The organism is Corynebacterium sp. H113 (genome assembly GCF_037572315.1).
Lineage (GTDB): Bacteria > Actinomycetota > Actinomycetes > Mycobacteriales > Mycobacteriaceae > Corynebacterium.
Map to the genome: position 1 here is coordinate 213,414 of NZ_JBBHKZ010000003.1, position 16,801 is coordinate 230,214.

A 16,801-nucleotide genomic window follows, 5' to 3' on the forward strand; every position below is an offset into this window, starting at 1 on the left:
TTCACTGAGTTTGTGATGTCGGTGAGAGCTACTCGGCTTCGGTAGCGTCCTCGCTCTTGTCAGCATTTTCTGCACGCTGCTTCGCCAAAGAGGTGCGCGCTGCACGCAACCAGTCTGGCTGGTCGGCGAGGAGTGCTTTGATGTCATCGGTGGTGAGAGGCTTATCCATCTCGTTCTTCTTGAGAGCGGTGATGGTGATGCCAAGACGGCGAGCCACTTCTGGACGCGGGTGCGGTCCATTGCGGCGCAGCTCCGCCAGCCACTCAGGTGGGTTGTTCTGCAATGCTACGAATTCATCGTGGGTCAGGGTTGAGTTCTGGAACTCGTCCGGCGTAGCAGGCAGGTAGATGCCCAGCTTCTTCGCTGCAGTCAGGGGTTTCATGGTCACTACGGTATCACCGGCAGCTAGTGTCTTGAGTATGTCGAGACCTGACTCCGCAAGCGCCGGATTGTCCATTGCATTCGTCACAGGAGCGAACCCGGAAAAGTGGTTCCGCCGTTTCCGGGAACGCAGTGGACTGTCTCTCCATGGTGTCGCTAGTGACGATCCAGGGAATTTGCTTCGCGACGACTCCGTCGACATGGCTCTCGTCCGCGACGACGGTGTTGTTGAGTTGTCAGAGGTGTTCGGAGACGACTTTCACAAGGTGCGTCTCTACGAAGAGGCGTGGGGAGTGGCCGTCGAGAAGGAACATGTCGTGTCTCTCCTTGATGAAGTTGCCGATGCGGAGCTTGCCGAAGAAACGTTGCTTTTGTCATCGACAGACGCGACGGCGCATCGAGAAATGATGCCTGTCGTTGCTACGGGGGCAGGTATCGCTACCGGACCGTTGCCATTGTTACGTGCGCTGGCAAAGAAAGCCATCGAAGTTCGGCCGGTCAGTGATGCGACGATGTCGACTCACATGTGGTTGGTCTGGCCAAAGGAATCAGACGATGACGTACGACAGGAATTCGTGGGCATCGTGCAGGGTCGTCGGGCAGGATCGACACGCAGCGAACAGGGCACCGAGGTGCCTACGAAGAAACTCTCCGCGAGAGAAAAGACGTTGGCGAAGCAGGCTCGTCGGGAAGCACAGAATAAGCAGACCGGCGGTGGGCGCTCTGGTGGAGGTCGTGCCGGCGGGCGCTCTGGTGGGAGAGATGTTGGGAAGAATCGGAATAGAAGTAACGGCGGGGGACGTTCGATGAGGGGGAAACGTCGTTAGGATGCGATGTTTCGAGAACAATTTCGGCAATTATTCGACCCACGAGAGTTTTTAGGGGACACTGGTTTTATGTCTGACACCAAGCGCCGCTTTTCCATCCGGCTGATGCGCGAGGATGACTATCCTCAGGTCCAAGAGATTTACGAAATCGGCTTGGATACCGGTCATGCGTCGTGGGAGCATTCGGCCCCGAATTGGGAAGATTTCAGTGCGCTGAAGCGCCTCGACCTTTGCTATGTCGCAGTGTCCGAGGACAACCCAGAGAAAGTCCTCGCGTGGGCATCGGCGTCGGCGGTGTCGAAGCGTGACATCTTCTCAGGTGTTATCGAAGACTCCATTTATGTTCATCCTGATGGGCAGGGCATGGGTATTGCTGGTGCCTTGCTGGGACGCCTCATGGATGACGCGATGGAGAAGGGCTGCTGGTCTATCCACTCGTGGGTATTCCCAGAAAACGTTGGTTCCCTGAACCTGCACCGGAAGCTCGGTTTCCGCGAAGTCGGTGTGTACCACCACATGGCGAAGATGACGTACGGCCCGATGGCCGGGCAGTGGCGCGACATCATCATTTTGGAAAAGCTCTTGGAGAAGCCCGAAGAGCGCGCTATTAAGCGTGCTTTGGAAGAAGCCGAGGCCGCAGGAGATCCGATTCGCCCAGTGCTTGAGAAGCTCGATTCTGCCGCTGATCAGGTTGGTGCCTAGCGTAAGCATTACTGGTTTAGAGCGTGACGACGATCGTCGTGATGTGAAAAAGACCGCCACGGTTGTGGCGGTCTTTTTAGTTTCTAGCGGGGATTACTCGATGGTTTCCTTCAATGCGTCTTCCTTAACGAAGAGCAGCAAAAGCACCGAGAAGGCCATCAGTGGCACCAGCATGAGGAAAACGGGCGCGAGGCCATCGTTGTAGCTGGTGACGAACACATCATGGATAGGTGCTGGCAACTTATCCAGAATTGCTGGGGTCATGCTGTGTAGAGCAGAAGGATCGACTGGCGTGGCATCAGCTGAGGGAGCGGATTGCTGCACTCGCGCCATTGCCTGTGGCAGGCGTTCCTGAACAAGGCTCTCCATGCGGTGAATGAAGATCGCGCCGACAACGGATGAACCAACAGCGCCACCGATCTGGCGGAAGAAGTTGTTCGCAGCCGTTGCAGTACCAACCATGGCGACTGGGAAGGAATTCTGCACAACTAGCACCAAGACCTGCATGCCAAGACCCAGGCCGAAGCCCATGATGAACAAGTAGATACCAACAGTGACCAGCGACGTGGATGCCTGCAAGGTGGACATGAGGTACAAGGCAATGCCCATAATTGTCATGCCAACTGGCGGGTACCAGCGGTACTTGCCGGTACGCGAAATAAGGTTGCCCACGCTGATCGAGGTCAGCAACATACCAACCATCATCGGAGTCATCATCAGGCCAGCGTTCGTTGGGGTCATGCCATGAACCATTTGCAGGTAAGTAGGCAAGTACGCCATCGTGCCGAACATAGCGATGCCGAGGGCCAGACCTGCGACCGTCGTCAAGCTGAAGTTACGGACGCGGAACAACTCAACTGGGATAAGTGGTGCAGACGCGCGGCGTTCGACAAAGTAGAGGGAAATCCACGCAACAATTGATACGGCAATGAGCGTCATGATGGTTGGTGACGTCCACTCGTACTGAGTGCCGCCCCACGTGGTGGTGAGAATCAGCGTTGATGCCGCAATGACCAGGAAGACTGTGCCGAGGACATCGTAACGAGCCTCCATACTGCGACGAGGCAAGCGCAGGTAGCGTGCGGACACGAACAGTGCGATCAAGCCGAGTGGAACGTTGATCCACATGCCCCAACGCCAGCCGGGTCCGTCGGTGAGCCAGCCACCAATGACTGGGCCGAGCACCGAGTTGAGGCCGAATACAGCACCCATGATGCCCATGTACTTACCGCGCTGACGTGCAGGAATAACCTCAGCGATAATTGCCTGAGACGACACCATCAAGGTGCCGGCGGCGAAGCCCTGCAGGGCACGGGCTGCGATGAGAAGCCCCATCGACTGCGTGATAGCACCAAGGATCGAGCCGACCATGAACGCTGCGATGCCTGCAAGGAAAATGTGCTTGCGGCCGATCATGTCGCCGAGCTTGCCGATAATCGGCATTGCACACGTCTGAGCCAACAGGAATGCAGAAATAACCCACGACATGTGGTTGACGCCGCCGAGTTCGCCAACGATGGTCGGCAAAGCGGTAGCGAAGATCATTTGGCCGAGCGAGCTCATCAGCATTGTGAGGATGAGCGCCACGAAAATGATGGTGATGTGGGACTTGTTCTTCTCGACGGTTGTCGTCGAGGTATCTTCCACGGTTGTGGTGGTGTCCTTTACCATGACATCCTCCTTGCGAAATTGTTGATGGCACCAGCTGCTGTTTGCAATGGGGTGCCATGAAATGGGTGTTCAATATGTGTTGCCGTGAACAAAATGCACTCTCTGAGGAAGCCAGCGCCTACGGACGCTTCTTCGCTCAACGTGAGTTCAGGGCACTGACGCGAGTCCGGGTATGCCTCAAAACTTGCGACGAGGCTCAGGTGGACTCGTCGCAAGACGGGGCCGAAAATGCTGAGCTTCTTCGTTACGAGGAATGGCTCGTTGTCCACAATGTCCCGACGAGTGCGACGAAGCTCTTCGAGCCGTGCAATTGGATCGGGCAGATCATCATCTCGGCGATGCGCATTGACCAGATTCTGTTCGATCACGAGCAGAAGGGCACGAAGCGGGTCGTCGTGGCGAACTGACTGGAACTCGCGCGCGTCATCGTCTGTGAAGATCAGCAGCCCGGGTCCAAAGACTGCGAGCTCTTTTGAATCGAAGTAATTAAAAAAGGTGCGGCGACTGATGCTGACGACGGCACAAATATCGTCAAGCGTGACATTGTCGTAGCCACGCTTCACGACGAGCTCCGTCGCAGCATCCTCAATTCCGCGGCGAGTGCGGCGACGCTTGAGTTCGCGAAGGCCACAATCGCAGGTGTGTTGTTTTTCCACCAGTGCAAAGTTACACCCAGTGCAACTATTTGGCAATAGGGCAGGTGGATGCTGTTTTTCACACTCTCAAAAGGAAAATATGGTGGCTCCCTTCCGGTAGCCACCACTGACATCACTAGTTCTTAGGAAGAGGTTTCCTGGCCTTCGATGGCCACCACATGCGGTCACCGAAAATGTCGAACAATGCCGGGACGACCAGCGTGCGGACGAGGAAAGTGTCGATCAGAATACCCAGACCAACGACAATGCCGACCTGACCAAGCGTGATCAGCGGAAGCACGCCCAGAACTGCGAAGACCGCTGCCAGGACAATGCCCGCTGACGTGATCACACCACCGGTGAGGCCAACCGCTCGGGTCATGCCGTCACGAGTGCCGTGGTTCTTCTTCTCTTCTTTTGCACGCAGCACGAGGAACACCGTGTAATCGATGCCGAGTGCTACGAGGAAGATCAGGGCATACAGTGGCACCGACACATCAAGCGCTGGGAAACCAAATACATGCTCTGACACCAACGCTCCTGCGCCGAGGGCAGCTGCTGCTGACAACGACGTCGCAAAGAGCAGCAAAATTGGTGCCACAATGCTGCGCAACACCACTACCAGCAGCACGAAGACGATGACGAGAATAATTGGCAGAACCACAATCGTGTCGCGCTTGGTTGCATCGCGAGTATCCATTGCCTCAGCACTTTGGCCGCCGACAAGGGCGTTCTGATCCACGTTCTCCACGGCGGTTCGAAGCTGACGAATCTGCTCGTACGATTCCGGAGTCGCCGAAGCGGCATCAGCAATCACGGTGAACTTCTGTAGGGATCCGTCTTTAGAAGCTGTTGGCGGGCCCTGCACCGAAACCCCTGGAACGCTTGCCACTGCTTCCGGAACGCGTGCCGACGACTCCGAGGAAGCAATCACAGTCAATGGTGCTGCAGCACCCGGGGAGGAGGCCTTCGCAATTGTCTCCAGACCGTCAACGGCTTCCGACTCTGTGCGGAACTGTTCCGTAGTAGACAATCCGACGTTAGCACCTGCGATGCCCGAAGCGAGGGCGAAGAGAACGACGAGCATGGCGGCCAAAATGCGGCGAGGTGCCTTCGAAACCAGGCCACCGATGCGGAACCAGATTGAAGAATTCTCGTGCTTTGTGTCGGAAGGATCGACCTTCGGAACCTTTGGCCAAAAGATGCCACGGCCGCACAGCGACAACGCTGCTGGCAATACAAAGAGAGAAAACGCAAGGGCGACAAGCAAACCCATGGATAGAGCAATGCCCAGCGATTTGTAGGCCGGAACCAAGGCGACGATGAGAGCCAACAGCGCCAACACAACTGTCAGGTTCGACGACACAATGGCTGGCACCGATGCACGGAGCGCGACGGAAAGCGCTTCACGGTGATCGTCGTGAGTGCGAAGTTCTTCCCGGTATCGACTGATCAGTAACAACGCATAGTTAGTGCCTGCACCGAACACGAGCACCGACATAATTCCCGATGTTGAGGCATCGAACGACAATGCAGTGTGGCCAGCGACGAACTCAACGAACATGGAGGCAACCCGGTCAGCAATGGCAACGACAAGCAGAGGCACAAGCCACAAGATCGGGGAGCGGTAGGTGAAAATCAGTAACACAGCGACGACTAACGCTGAAATGCCCAGCAGGGTGAAGTTTGCGCCTTCGAAAGCGGCAGCCGTATCGGCGGCGAAGCCGGCAGGGCCGGAGAGCTCTAGCGTGATGCCTTCTGGTAAAGAGTCCTTGCCAGATTCGCGCATTTCTTTGACGGTCTTGGACAGACCCGTGCCGTTGATGTCGCCCGGAAGTGCCAAAACAGACTGCGCAGCATTGTCAGACAGTGGAATGACGGGTGACACTGCCTTGATGCCACTGCCATCGACAGCTGTGTCGAGTTGTTCGCGAGCAGCTTCTGGGAGGGTTATTCCCGACATGGCGGCGACTGATTCGTTAATCGCGCCAAGATCCGCAGGTGTCAGTGGCGAATCATCATTCTTTGAAAACACCGCGATGGCAGGTGTTGCGTCTCCACCTTCAAACTGTGAAGTCAGTTCCTTGACCTGGTAGGAGTCAGAATCTGGCGGCAGCGTGGCTGGAGCCGAGTTTCCAGGCTCGAGGCTCGAGGTCAGCATTTGGAAAACGCCAACGGCGAGAATTCCGATAATCAGCGTTATCCAGGCAACGAATTTCTTTGCTACATGCTGCACCGGAAAGGCGTATGTTCTCATATCAACATTATCTCATTAGGAATGTGAATTGGGAAAAGTCACTTCACGAAGATCTTCGAAGAATTTTATGACTGGGAAGCGCAAAAAGGGGCTAGACCAGTCGTGGTCTAGCCCCTTTAACGTCACGCTAATGCGCATGTAGCAGGTATGCGATGTGCATTTACAACTAGTGCACAGACACCTGCGAATTAGTCACGGTCGGTGTTTGCCATAGCAAGAACGTCGAGGCGCTTGTCCAGCTCTTCCTCGGTCAGCTTCTCGCCGTCGACAAAGCCCATGTCGATGACGGTCTGGCGGATGGTCTTGCCTTCCTTCAGTGCGGTCTTAGCAACCTTTGCTGCGTTCTCGTAGCCGATTGCAGAGTTCAGCGGAGTAACGATGGATGGGGAGGACTCTGCCAGGGTGCGCATGCGCTCGACGTTTGGCTCGATGCCGTCGACGAGGCGGGTTGCGAACTGACGTGCGGTGTTAGCCAGCAGCTGGGAAGACTCGAGAACGTTGCGAGCCATCACGGGAATGAAAACGTTCAGCTCGAAGTGTCCGTTTGCACCAGCGAACGCCACAGCTGCGTCGTTACCGATGACCTGTGCGGAAACCTGGGTAGCGGTTTCACACAGAACTGGGTTGACCTTGCCTGGCATAATCGACGAACCTGGCTGCAGGTCTGGCAGGTGGATTTCGCCCAGACCGGTCAGTGGCCCGGAGCCCATCCAGCGGATGTCGTTAGCGATCTTGTTCAGGGACAGTGCAACGCCACGCATTGCAGCAGAGAACTCGACGAGGCCGTCGCGGTTAGCCTGTGCTTCGAAGTGATTGACGCACTCCTTCAGCTCAGAAACCTCAGTCAGCTTGACCAGCTCCGCGGTGACCTTTGCACCGAAGTCAGCTGGGGTGTTCAGGCCGGTGCCGACTGCGGTACCACCGATTGGCAGTTCGCCCAGGCGAGGCAAGGTTGCCTCGATGCGCTCGATACCAGCTTCGATCTGACGAGCGTAGCCACCGAACTCCTGGCCCAGGGTTACCGGAACAGCATCCATGAGGTGGGTGCGACCGGACTTAACAACGTCCTTCCACTCTTCTGCCTTCTTAGCGAGGGAAGCGTGCAGAACCTTCAGGCCTGGAATCAGATCCTTGATTGCAGCTTCGGTTGCAGCAACGTGAGTTGCAGTTGGGAAGGTGTCGTTGGAGGATTGGCCCATGTTGACGTGGTCATTTGGGTGAACCTCAACGCCGTTTGCCTTAGCAATCGAAGCAATAACTTCGTTGGTGTTCATGTTGGACGAGGTGCCCGAACCGGTCTGGAAAACGTCAATTGGGAACTCAGCGTCGTGCTTGCCCTCTGCAATTTCCTTCGCAGCTGCAACAATTGCGTCTGCCTGCTCAGCTGGGAGCAAGCCACGATCCTTGTTGACCTGTGCACATGCAGCCTTGAGCAGGCCCATTGCACGAATCTGTGCTGATTCGAGCGGACGACCGGAGATTGGGAAGTTCTCGACAGCACGCTGGGTCTGTGCACGCCACAGAGCGTTGACTGGAACCTTCACTTCACCCATGGTGTCGTGCTCAATGCGGAACTGCTGCTCGGTCATGCGAAATCCTCTTTCTTTGGGGAGTTTTCTACGAGAGATTTTGATCAAGTCCAGTATGTACGAGAAGAAGAATCAGGGTGTGCCATGGATTACCCCCGACCTTCAGGAAACTCCCCTGGGTTGTACAAAGTCCCAGGGGAGCATCGGTATTAAGGCTTACAGGTCCTCGTCTGCCATCTGGCCCTCGCCGTAGTCAATCGCGGCGTACTTACGTAGCTTGTCCAGCGAGTGGAAAGCCTCGATGTGGCGGACGGTGCCGGACTTGGAACGCATAACTAGCGAACGGGTCCAAGCGCCCTTGCCACGGTAAGCAACACCACGCAGCATGTCGCCGTTGGTGACGCCGGTTGCGACGAAGTAGCAGTTGTCGGATGCAACCAGGTCATCGGTGGTGAGGACGCGAGACAGGTCGTGGCCTGCGTCGAGTGCCTTCTTGATCTCAGCCTCGTCGCGTGGGTGCAGCTTGCCCTGGATCTCGCCACCCATGCACTTCATTGCGCATGCGGTGATAACGCCTTCTGGAGTGCCACCCACGCCCATCATGATGTCGACGGAGTTGGTGTCCTGTGCTGCAGCAACGGCACCTGCAACGTCGCCGTCACCGATCAGGCGGATCTTTGCGCCAGCAGCGCGGATGTCGCGGATCATGTCCTCGTGGCGAGGGCGGTCCAGAACAACAACGGTGACGTCTTCCTTGCGGATGCCCTTAGCCTTTGCCACAGCCTTGATGTTGTGTTCGACTGGAGCCTCAATATCGATGACACCCGCAGCCTCTGGACCAACCGCGAGCTTGTCCATGTAGAAAACTGCCGATGGGTCGTACATCGAGCCACGGTCCGCAGCCGCGAGAACAGCGATCGAGTTTGGGCGACCTTCAGCCATCAGGGTCGTGCCGTCAATTGGGTCAACTGCGATGTCAACTGCTGGGCCTTCGCCAGTGCCGACCTCTTCGCCGTTGAACAGCATCGGGGCTTCGTCCTTCTCGCCTTCACCGATAACGACGACACCGTTCATCTGGACAGTGTTGATGAGCTTACGCATTGCATCAACCGCCGCACCGTCGCCCTTTTCCTTCTGGCCACGTCCGACCCACTGGCCAGCTGCGAGTGCTGCGGACTCGGTCACACGGACCAGTTCCATGGCGAGGTTGCGATCTGGTGCCTCAGGATTAGCTGCGTTCATTGGTGGATGGCCTCCGTCATTTCTAATGATCTGGATTTCGTTCTGCTGCTCCGCGTGGCTTCAGACAGATTCCACGAGGAATACAACTTCTAGTGTTCCACTTTTTCAGTAATAGGGGGTGGCACAAGTCATTTGTGGGGGAATAAATACCAACAATTCGTCGCGGATTTCGCTTGCTTTACGACGTCGTCATGCAAGCGTTTTCACCCAGTTCAAGGGACGATGCGGGATTATCCACGGTTTTTGGCATACTAAGGCGCGTGAGTTCGGAGAAGCCAAAAATCCTGGAAGACAGTCGAGATATCACTTTCACATTGGTGGTGATGGCTGTCTTGATGGTCGTTACTGTCGGTTTTACGGGACTGTGTTCGTTTAATCCGGGGCGTCCGGAAAATGGCCCAGTTCGTCAGGTAGATACGCAATCGTTCCTCGATATGGAATCGCGACGGGTGCCGTTTAAGATTCGGGTGCCAGAGGTACCTCAGGGGTGGACAGCCAATTCGACGCGGGGCGGTATGGCCGGTGGGCATCAAGCAACCGTTCTTGGTTATGTCACGGCTAACCAGGATTTCATTCAGGTGACGCAGACGGATGCGCCACTGGATGCGCTACCAGGTGATGGAGTCGCTCGGATTGCTGAAGGCGAAGTCACTGTCGATGGTGTCACATGGACAAAGCATGAAGCTGTTGACAATAAAGAACGTACGGTCTGGGTGGGCGACCTCGGCGATGCTCGGGCAATGTTAGAAGGCTCGGCGAACGAAGACGAGCACACGGCATTGGCCAAGGCACTGCAGGCAGGGAAGAAGTTACCCGGCCTGGACGATGCTCCTGCGCAGCCAGGCCAGCCCGAGCAGCCGGGGGAACCAGCTCAGCCGGAAGCTCCAGCTACGAACTAACTTGGTTTCACGCACCCGCATTAATCGACGTCGCCGTTATCGGTGGCGTCGTTTTCGTCACGTTGAGCAAGACGCTGCTCAACCTTGGCGCGGGCACCTGCCAGGTGCTGCTCACAGCGGTGGGCGAGTGCCTCCCCACGTTCCCAAAGAGCTAGCGATTCGTCGAGCCCCATTTGGCCAAGTTCGAGTAGCTTGACGGTTTCGACGAGCTCGTCGCGAGCTTGCTCGTATCCCATCTGCTCTACAGGAATCTGGTCATCCTGAGTTGGGTCACCGGAACCGTACACGTTGGTAGTCATTGGCCTCTCTCAGTTCTTCGCTTGATCAATCTTTGCTGAATACTCGCCCTGTGGTTTTTGGTTGCTGTGGCTGCAGTCTAATCTGCTCGCCGGATTCCGAGGGCTGCTGCCGTAATCGAACCATCTCCAACTCGGATGCGTAGTTGCGAGCCGGGCTGGGTTTGGTCGATAGACATGACGACCTCGTCCGGCGAACCATCCCGCTGTTGCACCTGAACGATGGCGTAGCCACGAGCCAGCGTGGCAGCCGGGCCAAGTGCGGACACCTTGCCACGCAACGCGGACACCGTTGCGTCTTCACGATCTAATAGCCACGTAAACCGAGCGGCCAACCGCTCACGGTGACGCTCGATGTCGTCTTCATGAGCTCTGATAGCTGTCATCGGATCGGTCAAGACAGGACGAGACTTCAAATCTGCGAGGATGCGTGATTCGCGATCCACCCACCGTCGCAAAGCAGCGGCAGAACGACCACGCATTTCTGCTATCCGACGACGTTCCTCAGCGACATCAGGAACAGTTCGCTTTGCTGCGTCCGTCGGTGTTGCTGCGCGAACATCAGCGACATTATCGAGCAAAGGGTTGTCAGGCTCGTGGCCGATGGCTGACACGACGGGAGTCTTTGCGGCGCTGACCGCGCGCACCAAGGCCTCGTCCGAAAAAGGTAGAAGATCCTCGACCGAACCACCACCGCGCGCGATAATGATGACATCGACATCAGGGTTTGCATCGAGAGAAGCCAGTGCTTCCAAGATCTCGGGCACAGCCTTCGCGCCCTGGACGATGGTGTTGACAACTTCGAACTCGACCTCAGGCCACCGGCCCCGAGCCACCGCCAAAACATCACGCTCTGCGGCCGAACCACGACCGGTAATCAAACCAATACGTCGAGGGAGAAAGGGGAGCGGGCGCTTCAACCGAGGATCGAAAAGACCTTCTGCTCCCAGTGCTTGCCGCAAATGTTCGATGCGAGCGAGCAACACACCAATGCCGACCGGACGCCACTGCGTGGCCCACAAAGAAAACTGACCACGCGCCGCATAGAAGGCGGGCTTGCCGCAGACCACAACGCGATCGCCAGTCTGTAAAGGATTAGCCCGCAACGCCGACGTCGAGCACGTCACCGACACCGACGCTTCCGCCGACGTATCCCGCAACGTTAAGTACGACAACTTCCACGACGGCTTCGAACTGATCTGAGCGATCTCACCCTCGACCCAAATCTGGCCGAGGCGCTCAATCCAGTCCTTTACCGCACTATTGAGATTGCGTACCTGCACCGGAGATTCCGGTGACGAATCAAGCTTTGCCATGTGCCTACTTCTACCCGATACGGCGGATTAGCGATCGCGTCGACGCGGATCGCGATCACGCGAATGCCGCGCAGCGTGACGCGGACGCTCGTACCGTGGCGGCCATTCCTCCACCCGGCGTGGTTGAACAGGGCGAGGTGATGCTTCACGACGGTTCGTCGTTACGCCGTGCTCCCCATAAGCAGTGGACTGGCCGGACGGGCGTCGCTGCTGCGCGGTGCGACGCTGTGCTTCGCGACGCACCTGCTGCGCACCCTGACCCGCCGAGGAACGGCGACGAGCTGTGCCAGCGTATGGCGACGACTGCGCTGGACGTGTGCGAGGCGTCGATGAGTCGGTATCGGAACCCCACAGCCGTGGACCGTCAGCTGGACGTGCACTGGCGATAAGGCGATCGTCATTGCGTGGACGTTTAGCGGCCGGACGATCAGTGACGCGACGCTGTGGACGTCCTGTGGCTGCATGACGCGCAGCTGCTGCACCTGCACCAGTCGCAGCGGCTGCGGGCCCGACGCTGCCAACTGTGCCTACGCGACGAGGCTCCGTTGCACGGCGTGGTTCGCGACGTTCAGTCTCACGTCGACGCTCAGCAACACGGCGAGGTTCAGCCTCACGACGGCGATCTGCGCCACGTCGTGGCTCGGTCGAGCGCTTTGGCTGTGCAGCCCGGCGTCCGCCTGCCTTACGAGTTTCTTCAGCTTCCGCGGCCTTCGCCAACCGACGCTTTTCTGCAGCCTTGATCAAGTCGGCTGCAGACTGCTTCTTGACTGCTGACTCGTCGTCACGTTCCTTCGACGCAGCATGCGCTGGACGACGACGGCGTCGCTTATCCGACTCCGACAAACGGCGATGTGCCTCAGTAGCTGTGCGCGTAGTTTCGGCGTCGACCTCCGCACGACGACGAGATTCCTTGCGACGCAGACGATCAGTCTTGGCATTAACCCGAGTGAGGTCGAGATAGCGCCAAATAGCGATTGCAGTACAAATCAGCGGAATCATGATCATCCACGGGAAGTACTGAACCACTGGATACGCGGCAGTAATTAAACGCGTCGTACTTGGAGTAGTCGCGGTAGCGCCACCGACCGATTGGTGTGCGAACTCAGCTGTAAACCATGACACCAGAGGTGTGATGACTGTAAAAAGCACAGGCTGCTGCGCCACCGTAATAGTCAAGCCGCGAGGGACTACGAACATGGTGCCACCGATCGCAGCGATTGCGAATGCGATCAGGTAGGGAAGTCCAATGGATCCGGCGGGGATAGCGAACAGCAGGCCGACTATGCCACTGATGACAAGCAGCAGTGGCGGAACCCAGATAGGCAGCCGAAAAGATCGCGAACGACGGTTGGTGTTCGCGCGGGTTGAAGCTGATCTATCGGACACGTCTCCCGATGTTACCGTCTAAAACCATAAAAACCCGCATGGCCGACACGCGGAATTCGTGTCGTTGCGGGTATATGGAGTGTAGAAAGCGCTGGTCTGCGGTAGTGGCTTAACGACGGAACTTGTTAGTTACCGCATTGGTGAGGCGACCAAATGCGCCGGTAGCAGGCCCCTCGTTGTTGGTTCCGGCTGCAACAGCGTTGCCTGGATCGTCGAGTTCGTCGTCAGAGCTTTTCTCTCCGGAAGGATCGGTGGAAGAGTTTCCACCGAGTCGAAGCAGTGCAAGCTTGTCTCGCATGGCCCGACTTGCTTCCTCAATTCGGATACCCGAAATGGAGCCAGCTTCGGTAGCGAACTTAATGTCAGCTGCGGTCTTGTCGCCGGTGCGCAAGTCCGTGAGATCGCCCAAGTATCGGAGCCACACGGCGATGACCGCGGCGACAGGGACAGCGAGGAAAGCACCGATAATGCCGAAGAGTGTGCCACCAAGCGTGACCGACAGCAGCACGATTGCTGCGTGCAAGTTCATTGCGCGTGACTGCAGCATCGGGGACAAGATATTGCCCTCGATCTGCTGGACAGCGATAACCAGGACCAACGTCAAGACAGCTGCCGTGACGTCTACCGCCACTAGGGCAACGACGACCGCCATAAAGCCCGCGGTAAATGCACCGATGATTGGAATGAAGCCTGCAAAGAATGTTAGTACTGCCAATACCAGGGCCAGCGGTACATTCAATAGCCACAAGCCGAGGCCAATGAAGATGGCATCGATCAGCGACACCAAGGCCTGGGTACGTACGAAACCAGAAAGAGTGTTCCAGGATCGAGTCAGAACTTCAGTGAGATGCCAGCCAAGACGGCGACCTGTGATCGCACGGAGCCACGGCAGAAAGTCCTTGCCGTCCTTGACGAAGAAGAAGGTTAAAACCAACATCACACCGAGTGTGACGGCGACGCTAGATACGACTGAAACACCTTGCATGACGGTGGACGCGATATCCCCGGACTGGTTTTTCAGCCAGTTTGTCGATTCGTCGAGAAGATCGAGCAGTTGCTCGTCCTGAACATTGAAAGGAGGCGCTTGGATGATCGCCTGAATTTTCTCGATACCCTTGACGAACTGGTGGGATAACTCAGGAACCTGATCCTTGACGGTAGGAGCCATAAGAGCAAAAGTGCCACCGATAACGCTGAAGGCAGCCAAAATCACGCCGATCGAGGCAAGCCCAGAGGGGACCTTGTGGCGCATAAGCCACCCTGCCGGTGGCCAGAGCACAGTGGAAACGATGAGGGCGAGGAGGATGGGAAGCAGTCCCGTCCAAACCTTTCCTAAGAATTGGAAGCCCACATAAAGGGCGGCAACCACAATGAGGAAACGCAAGCACCAACCAGCGAACCACCGTGCGCCTTCGCCAATGACATCGGCGCGGTCCAGTTCTTCAGTCTCGGAATCCTGGTTAAGTTCCTGCAGCTCCTCCCCATGCTCGGGGAGGATCGGAGTGCTGGACTCTTCCCGAACTTCATCTGAAGGGATAGAAAGTGATTGGTCCAACCGCAGAGGGTCAGAACCAATCACTTTGTCGATGAAGTCCTTCTCGTTCTGATCTGGATGATCTGGCTGATTCGGAGTTCGTTTCTCTTCGTTCACGCTCCCCATTATGAAACACAAAACGGATTCATGGGAGAGCTGTGAGACGATTACTGAAACTATTGCTGCTCTTGCGCAGCGAGTACTTCGTTGGAGACATCGTCGCCAGTGCCAAGGGCGCCGGCAGCTTCGTCAGGGTTTTTCATCAAGCTCACCGTAGCGATGGCCAAACCACCCCAGATGACGATGATGAACATTGCCATCATGACGATTGCAATTCCGTCCATTTGTTACACCTCCGAAGATTCAGTCGTACGAATGTCATCGACATCGTGAACAGCTGATGGGTCGTACTTACGTGGAATGTGAGTGCCCTGACGGTATGCAGGAGTGACACCGAAGTCAGAACCTGGAGGGCCTTCCAAACGATGCTGGCCACGCCATGGCAGCAGTGCCATGGACAGGGCGCCGAACACGATGAGTGCGAGAACGCCCCAGCCGAAGGTATTGATCTGGGCATTCGAGTAGCCCTCGTAGTTCTCAGAAATCAGGCCAATCAATTCCTGCAGCAGAATGAAGCCCAGTACAACCGGGGTGATGTTGGTGACAAAGATGCGCCACAACGTGCCGACCTTGAATGAGGACACTGCGTTCAAGTGCAGCGCGAACTCATCAGTGCGGCGCATGATCCAGTCGACGGCGACGATGGTGATCAGGGCAACGCCCACGATGCCAATGTTGTTGGTGAACTTGTCCACGATGTCCAGGGTGACCAGACCCGACGTGGTCGGGAATAGAACCATGGATACAACTGCCATGAGGCCACCGATGGAAATGGTTGCTTGGACGCGACCGAGATTCAGCTTGTCCTGGACGGCAGAAATGACGACCTCGATGAGGGACATCAACGACGTGAAGCCAGCGATAGCAAGCGACAAGAAGAACAGGATGCCGAACATCGAGCCAAGCCAACCTGGCATCTGCGAGATGACTGCCGGGAATGCGATGAAGGCAAGGCCGATGCCAGAGGTGGCAACTTCGTCAACGGCAACACCCTTCTGTGCAGCCATAAAACCGAGAGTTGCGAACACGCCGATACCAGCGAGAACTTCGAAGGACGAGTTAGCGAATGCGGTTACCAGACCGGAGCCGGTCAGGTTGGTGCGTGGCTTCAGGTATGACGCGTAGGTCAGCATGATGCCGAATGCAACAGACAGCGAGAAGAAGATCTGGCCGTATGCGGCGATCCACACAGAGGTATCGCTCAGTGCGCTCCAGTTCGGCGTGAAGAAGGCATTGAGGCCTTCTGCTGCGCCGTCGAGGGTCAGCGCATACACGACAACGCCAATGAACAGTACTGCCAGCAGTGGGATGAAGAGCAAGGAAACCTTGCCGATGCCCTTGTCGACGCCCAGTGCCAGAACAGCGATGATGCCCACCCACAGCAGGAGCAGCACAATGGCAATTGGCCATACGAAGTCAAGCGACATGAGGGACTCAGTGTCTGCCTTCAGGAATTCGCCAGCGAAGTGAGCTTCTGGGTCATCGCCCCAGCTCTTGCCAACGGACTTCCAAGCGTAAATGAAAGCCCACGCAACAATTACTGCGTAGTACACGGTAATGAAGAAGGACACCAGCACCTGGATCCAGCCAATTGGCTCAGCCCAAGGCTTAATACGGCGGAACACCTTTGGAGCAGAGCCACGGAAACGGTGGCCCAGTGCAAAGTCGAGGAATAGCAGTGGAATACCTGCGGTCAAGAGTGCGACCAGGTACGGGATAAGAAACGCGCCGCCGCCTGACTCGTATGCGACGTATGGGAAGCGCCAGATGTTACCGAGGCCAACTGCGGAGCCGATTGCGGCAAAGAGGAACGCAGCGCGGGTCGAGAACACCTCTCTTCCCTTCTTATCTCCTTGTGCAGCGGCGGATGTGCCGCGTGATGCATTGCTCATGGTATGGAACTCCATTCTCAAAATATGGATAAAAATTTATCAGGTGAGACAAGGATTGCGAATTACCATACTTTTGGCTGGGGGTGCCTGTCCTGGAAAACGTGCAAGTAAGAG

Annotated in this window: 15 protein-coding genes; 3 read left to right on the top strand and 12 right to left on the bottom strand. The window is 56.6% G+C overall.

The annotated features are described in order from the left end of the window. Positions 1–28 precede the first annotated feature (28 nt). Positions 29–382 (bottom strand): DUF5997 family protein, encoded by a 354-nt coding sequence (locus WG938_RS07665; protein WP_339979376.1) that lies wholly within the window; start codon positions 380–382, stop codon positions 29–31. Between the two features lie 37 nt (positions 383–419). Between WG938_RS07665 and WG938_RS07670 the strand changes: the two genes are divergently transcribed. Next, entirely contained in the window at positions 420–1,208 is a 789-nt protein-coding gene (locus WG938_RS07670; protein ID WP_339979379.1) for a LysR family transcriptional regulator substrate-binding protein, read from the top strand. Between the two features lie 69 nt (positions 1,209–1,277). Next, positions 1,278–1,910 carry a GNAT family N-acetyltransferase gene (locus WG938_RS07675; RefSeq protein ID WP_339979381.1) on the top strand — a complete coding sequence of 211 codons (633 nt, stop codon included), beginning with the start codon at positions 1,278–1,280 and terminating at the stop codon, positions 1,908–1,910. A gap of 93 nt (positions 1,911–2,003) precedes the next feature. On the opposite strand, the gene WG938_RS07680 is transcribed toward WG938_RS07675, so the two are convergent. From WG938_RS07680 to glpX, 5 genes are all read right to left on the bottom strand, one after another. After that, the gene (locus WG938_RS07680) at positions 2,004–3,581 is read right to left on the bottom strand and encodes an MDR family MFS transporter (protein ID WP_339979384.1); all 1,578 of its coding nucleotides are present in this window, start codon (positions 3,579–3,581) and stop codon (positions 2,004–2,006) included. Further along, the gene (locus tag WG938_RS07685; RefSeq protein WP_339979387.1) at positions 3,575–4,237 is read right to left on the bottom strand and encodes a TetR/AcrR family transcriptional regulator; all 663 of its coding nucleotides are present in this window, start codon (positions 4,235–4,237) and stop codon (positions 3,575–3,577) included. The genes WG938_RS07680 and WG938_RS07685 overlap by 7 nt, the downstream gene beginning before the upstream one ends. A 115-nt stretch (positions 4,238–4,352) precedes the next feature. Next, positions 4,353–6,473, bottom strand: coding sequence for an MMPL family transporter (locus WG938_RS07690; RefSeq protein WP_339979390.1), 2,121 nt, complete (start codon positions 6,471–6,473; stop codon positions 4,353–4,355). Between the two features lie 188 nt (positions 6,474–6,661). Continuing rightward, a complete protein-coding gene (locus WG938_RS07695; RefSeq protein ID WP_339979393.1) occupies positions 6,662–8,062 on the bottom strand; it encodes a class II fumarate hydratase in 1,401 nt (466 codons plus the stop codon). Positions 8,063–8,218: 156 nt separating this feature from the next. Beyond that, positions 8,219–9,244: a class II fructose-bisphosphatase gene (gene glpX, locus WG938_RS07700; RefSeq protein WP_339979395.1), complete on the bottom strand. Its 1,026-nt coding sequence runs from the start codon at positions 9,242–9,244 to the stop codon at positions 8,219–8,221. A gap of 260 nt (positions 9,245–9,504) precedes the next feature. On the opposite strand from glpX, the gene WG938_RS07705 reads away from it, so the two are divergent. Next, positions 9,505–10,143, top strand: coding sequence for a DUF4245 domain-containing protein (locus WG938_RS07705; protein ID WP_339979397.1), 639 nt, complete (start codon positions 9,505–9,507; stop codon positions 10,141–10,143). Positions 10,144–10,163: 20 nt separating this feature from the next. Here WG938_RS07705 and WG938_RS07710 read toward each other — a convergent pair whose 3' ends face one another. The 6 genes from WG938_RS07710 to WG938_RS07735 form a co-directional block, all read right to left on the bottom strand. Next, positions 10,164–10,442: an exodeoxyribonuclease VII small subunit gene (locus tag WG938_RS07710; RefSeq protein WP_339979400.1), complete on the bottom strand. Its 279-nt coding sequence runs from the start codon at positions 10,440–10,442 to the stop codon at positions 10,164–10,166. A 77-nt stretch (positions 10,443–10,519) separates the two neighbouring features. After that, positions 10,520–11,755 (bottom strand): exodeoxyribonuclease VII large subunit, encoded by a 1,236-nt coding sequence (gene xseA / locus WG938_RS07715; protein WP_339979402.1) that lies wholly within the window; start codon positions 11,753–11,755, stop codon positions 10,520–10,522. Positions 11,756–11,782: 27 nt separating this feature from the next. Further along, a complete protein-coding gene (locus WG938_RS07720) occupies positions 11,783–13,141 on the bottom strand; it encodes a DUF6542 domain-containing protein (RefSeq protein ID WP_339979404.1) in 1,359 nt (452 codons plus the stop codon). A 109-nt stretch (positions 13,142–13,250) separates the two neighbouring features. Continuing rightward, positions 13,251–14,801 (bottom strand): AI-2E family transporter, encoded by a 1,551-nt coding sequence (locus WG938_RS07725; protein ID WP_445292904.1) that lies wholly within the window; start codon positions 14,799–14,801, stop codon positions 13,251–13,253. 50 nt (positions 14,802–14,851) lie between these two features. Beyond that, positions 14,852–15,019 carry a methionine/alanine import NSS transporter subunit MetS gene (metS, locus tag WG938_RS07730; protein ID WP_339979408.1) on the bottom strand — a complete coding sequence of 56 codons (168 nt, stop codon included), beginning with the start codon at positions 15,017–15,019 and terminating at the stop codon, positions 14,852–14,854. Positions 15,020–15,022: 3 nt separating this feature from the next. Next, on the bottom strand, positions 15,023–16,687 hold the full coding sequence (locus WG938_RS07735) for a sodium-dependent transporter (protein WP_339979410.1): 1,665 nt from the start codon (positions 16,685–16,687) through the stop codon (positions 15,023–15,025). Positions 16,688–16,801 lie beyond the last annotated feature (114 nt).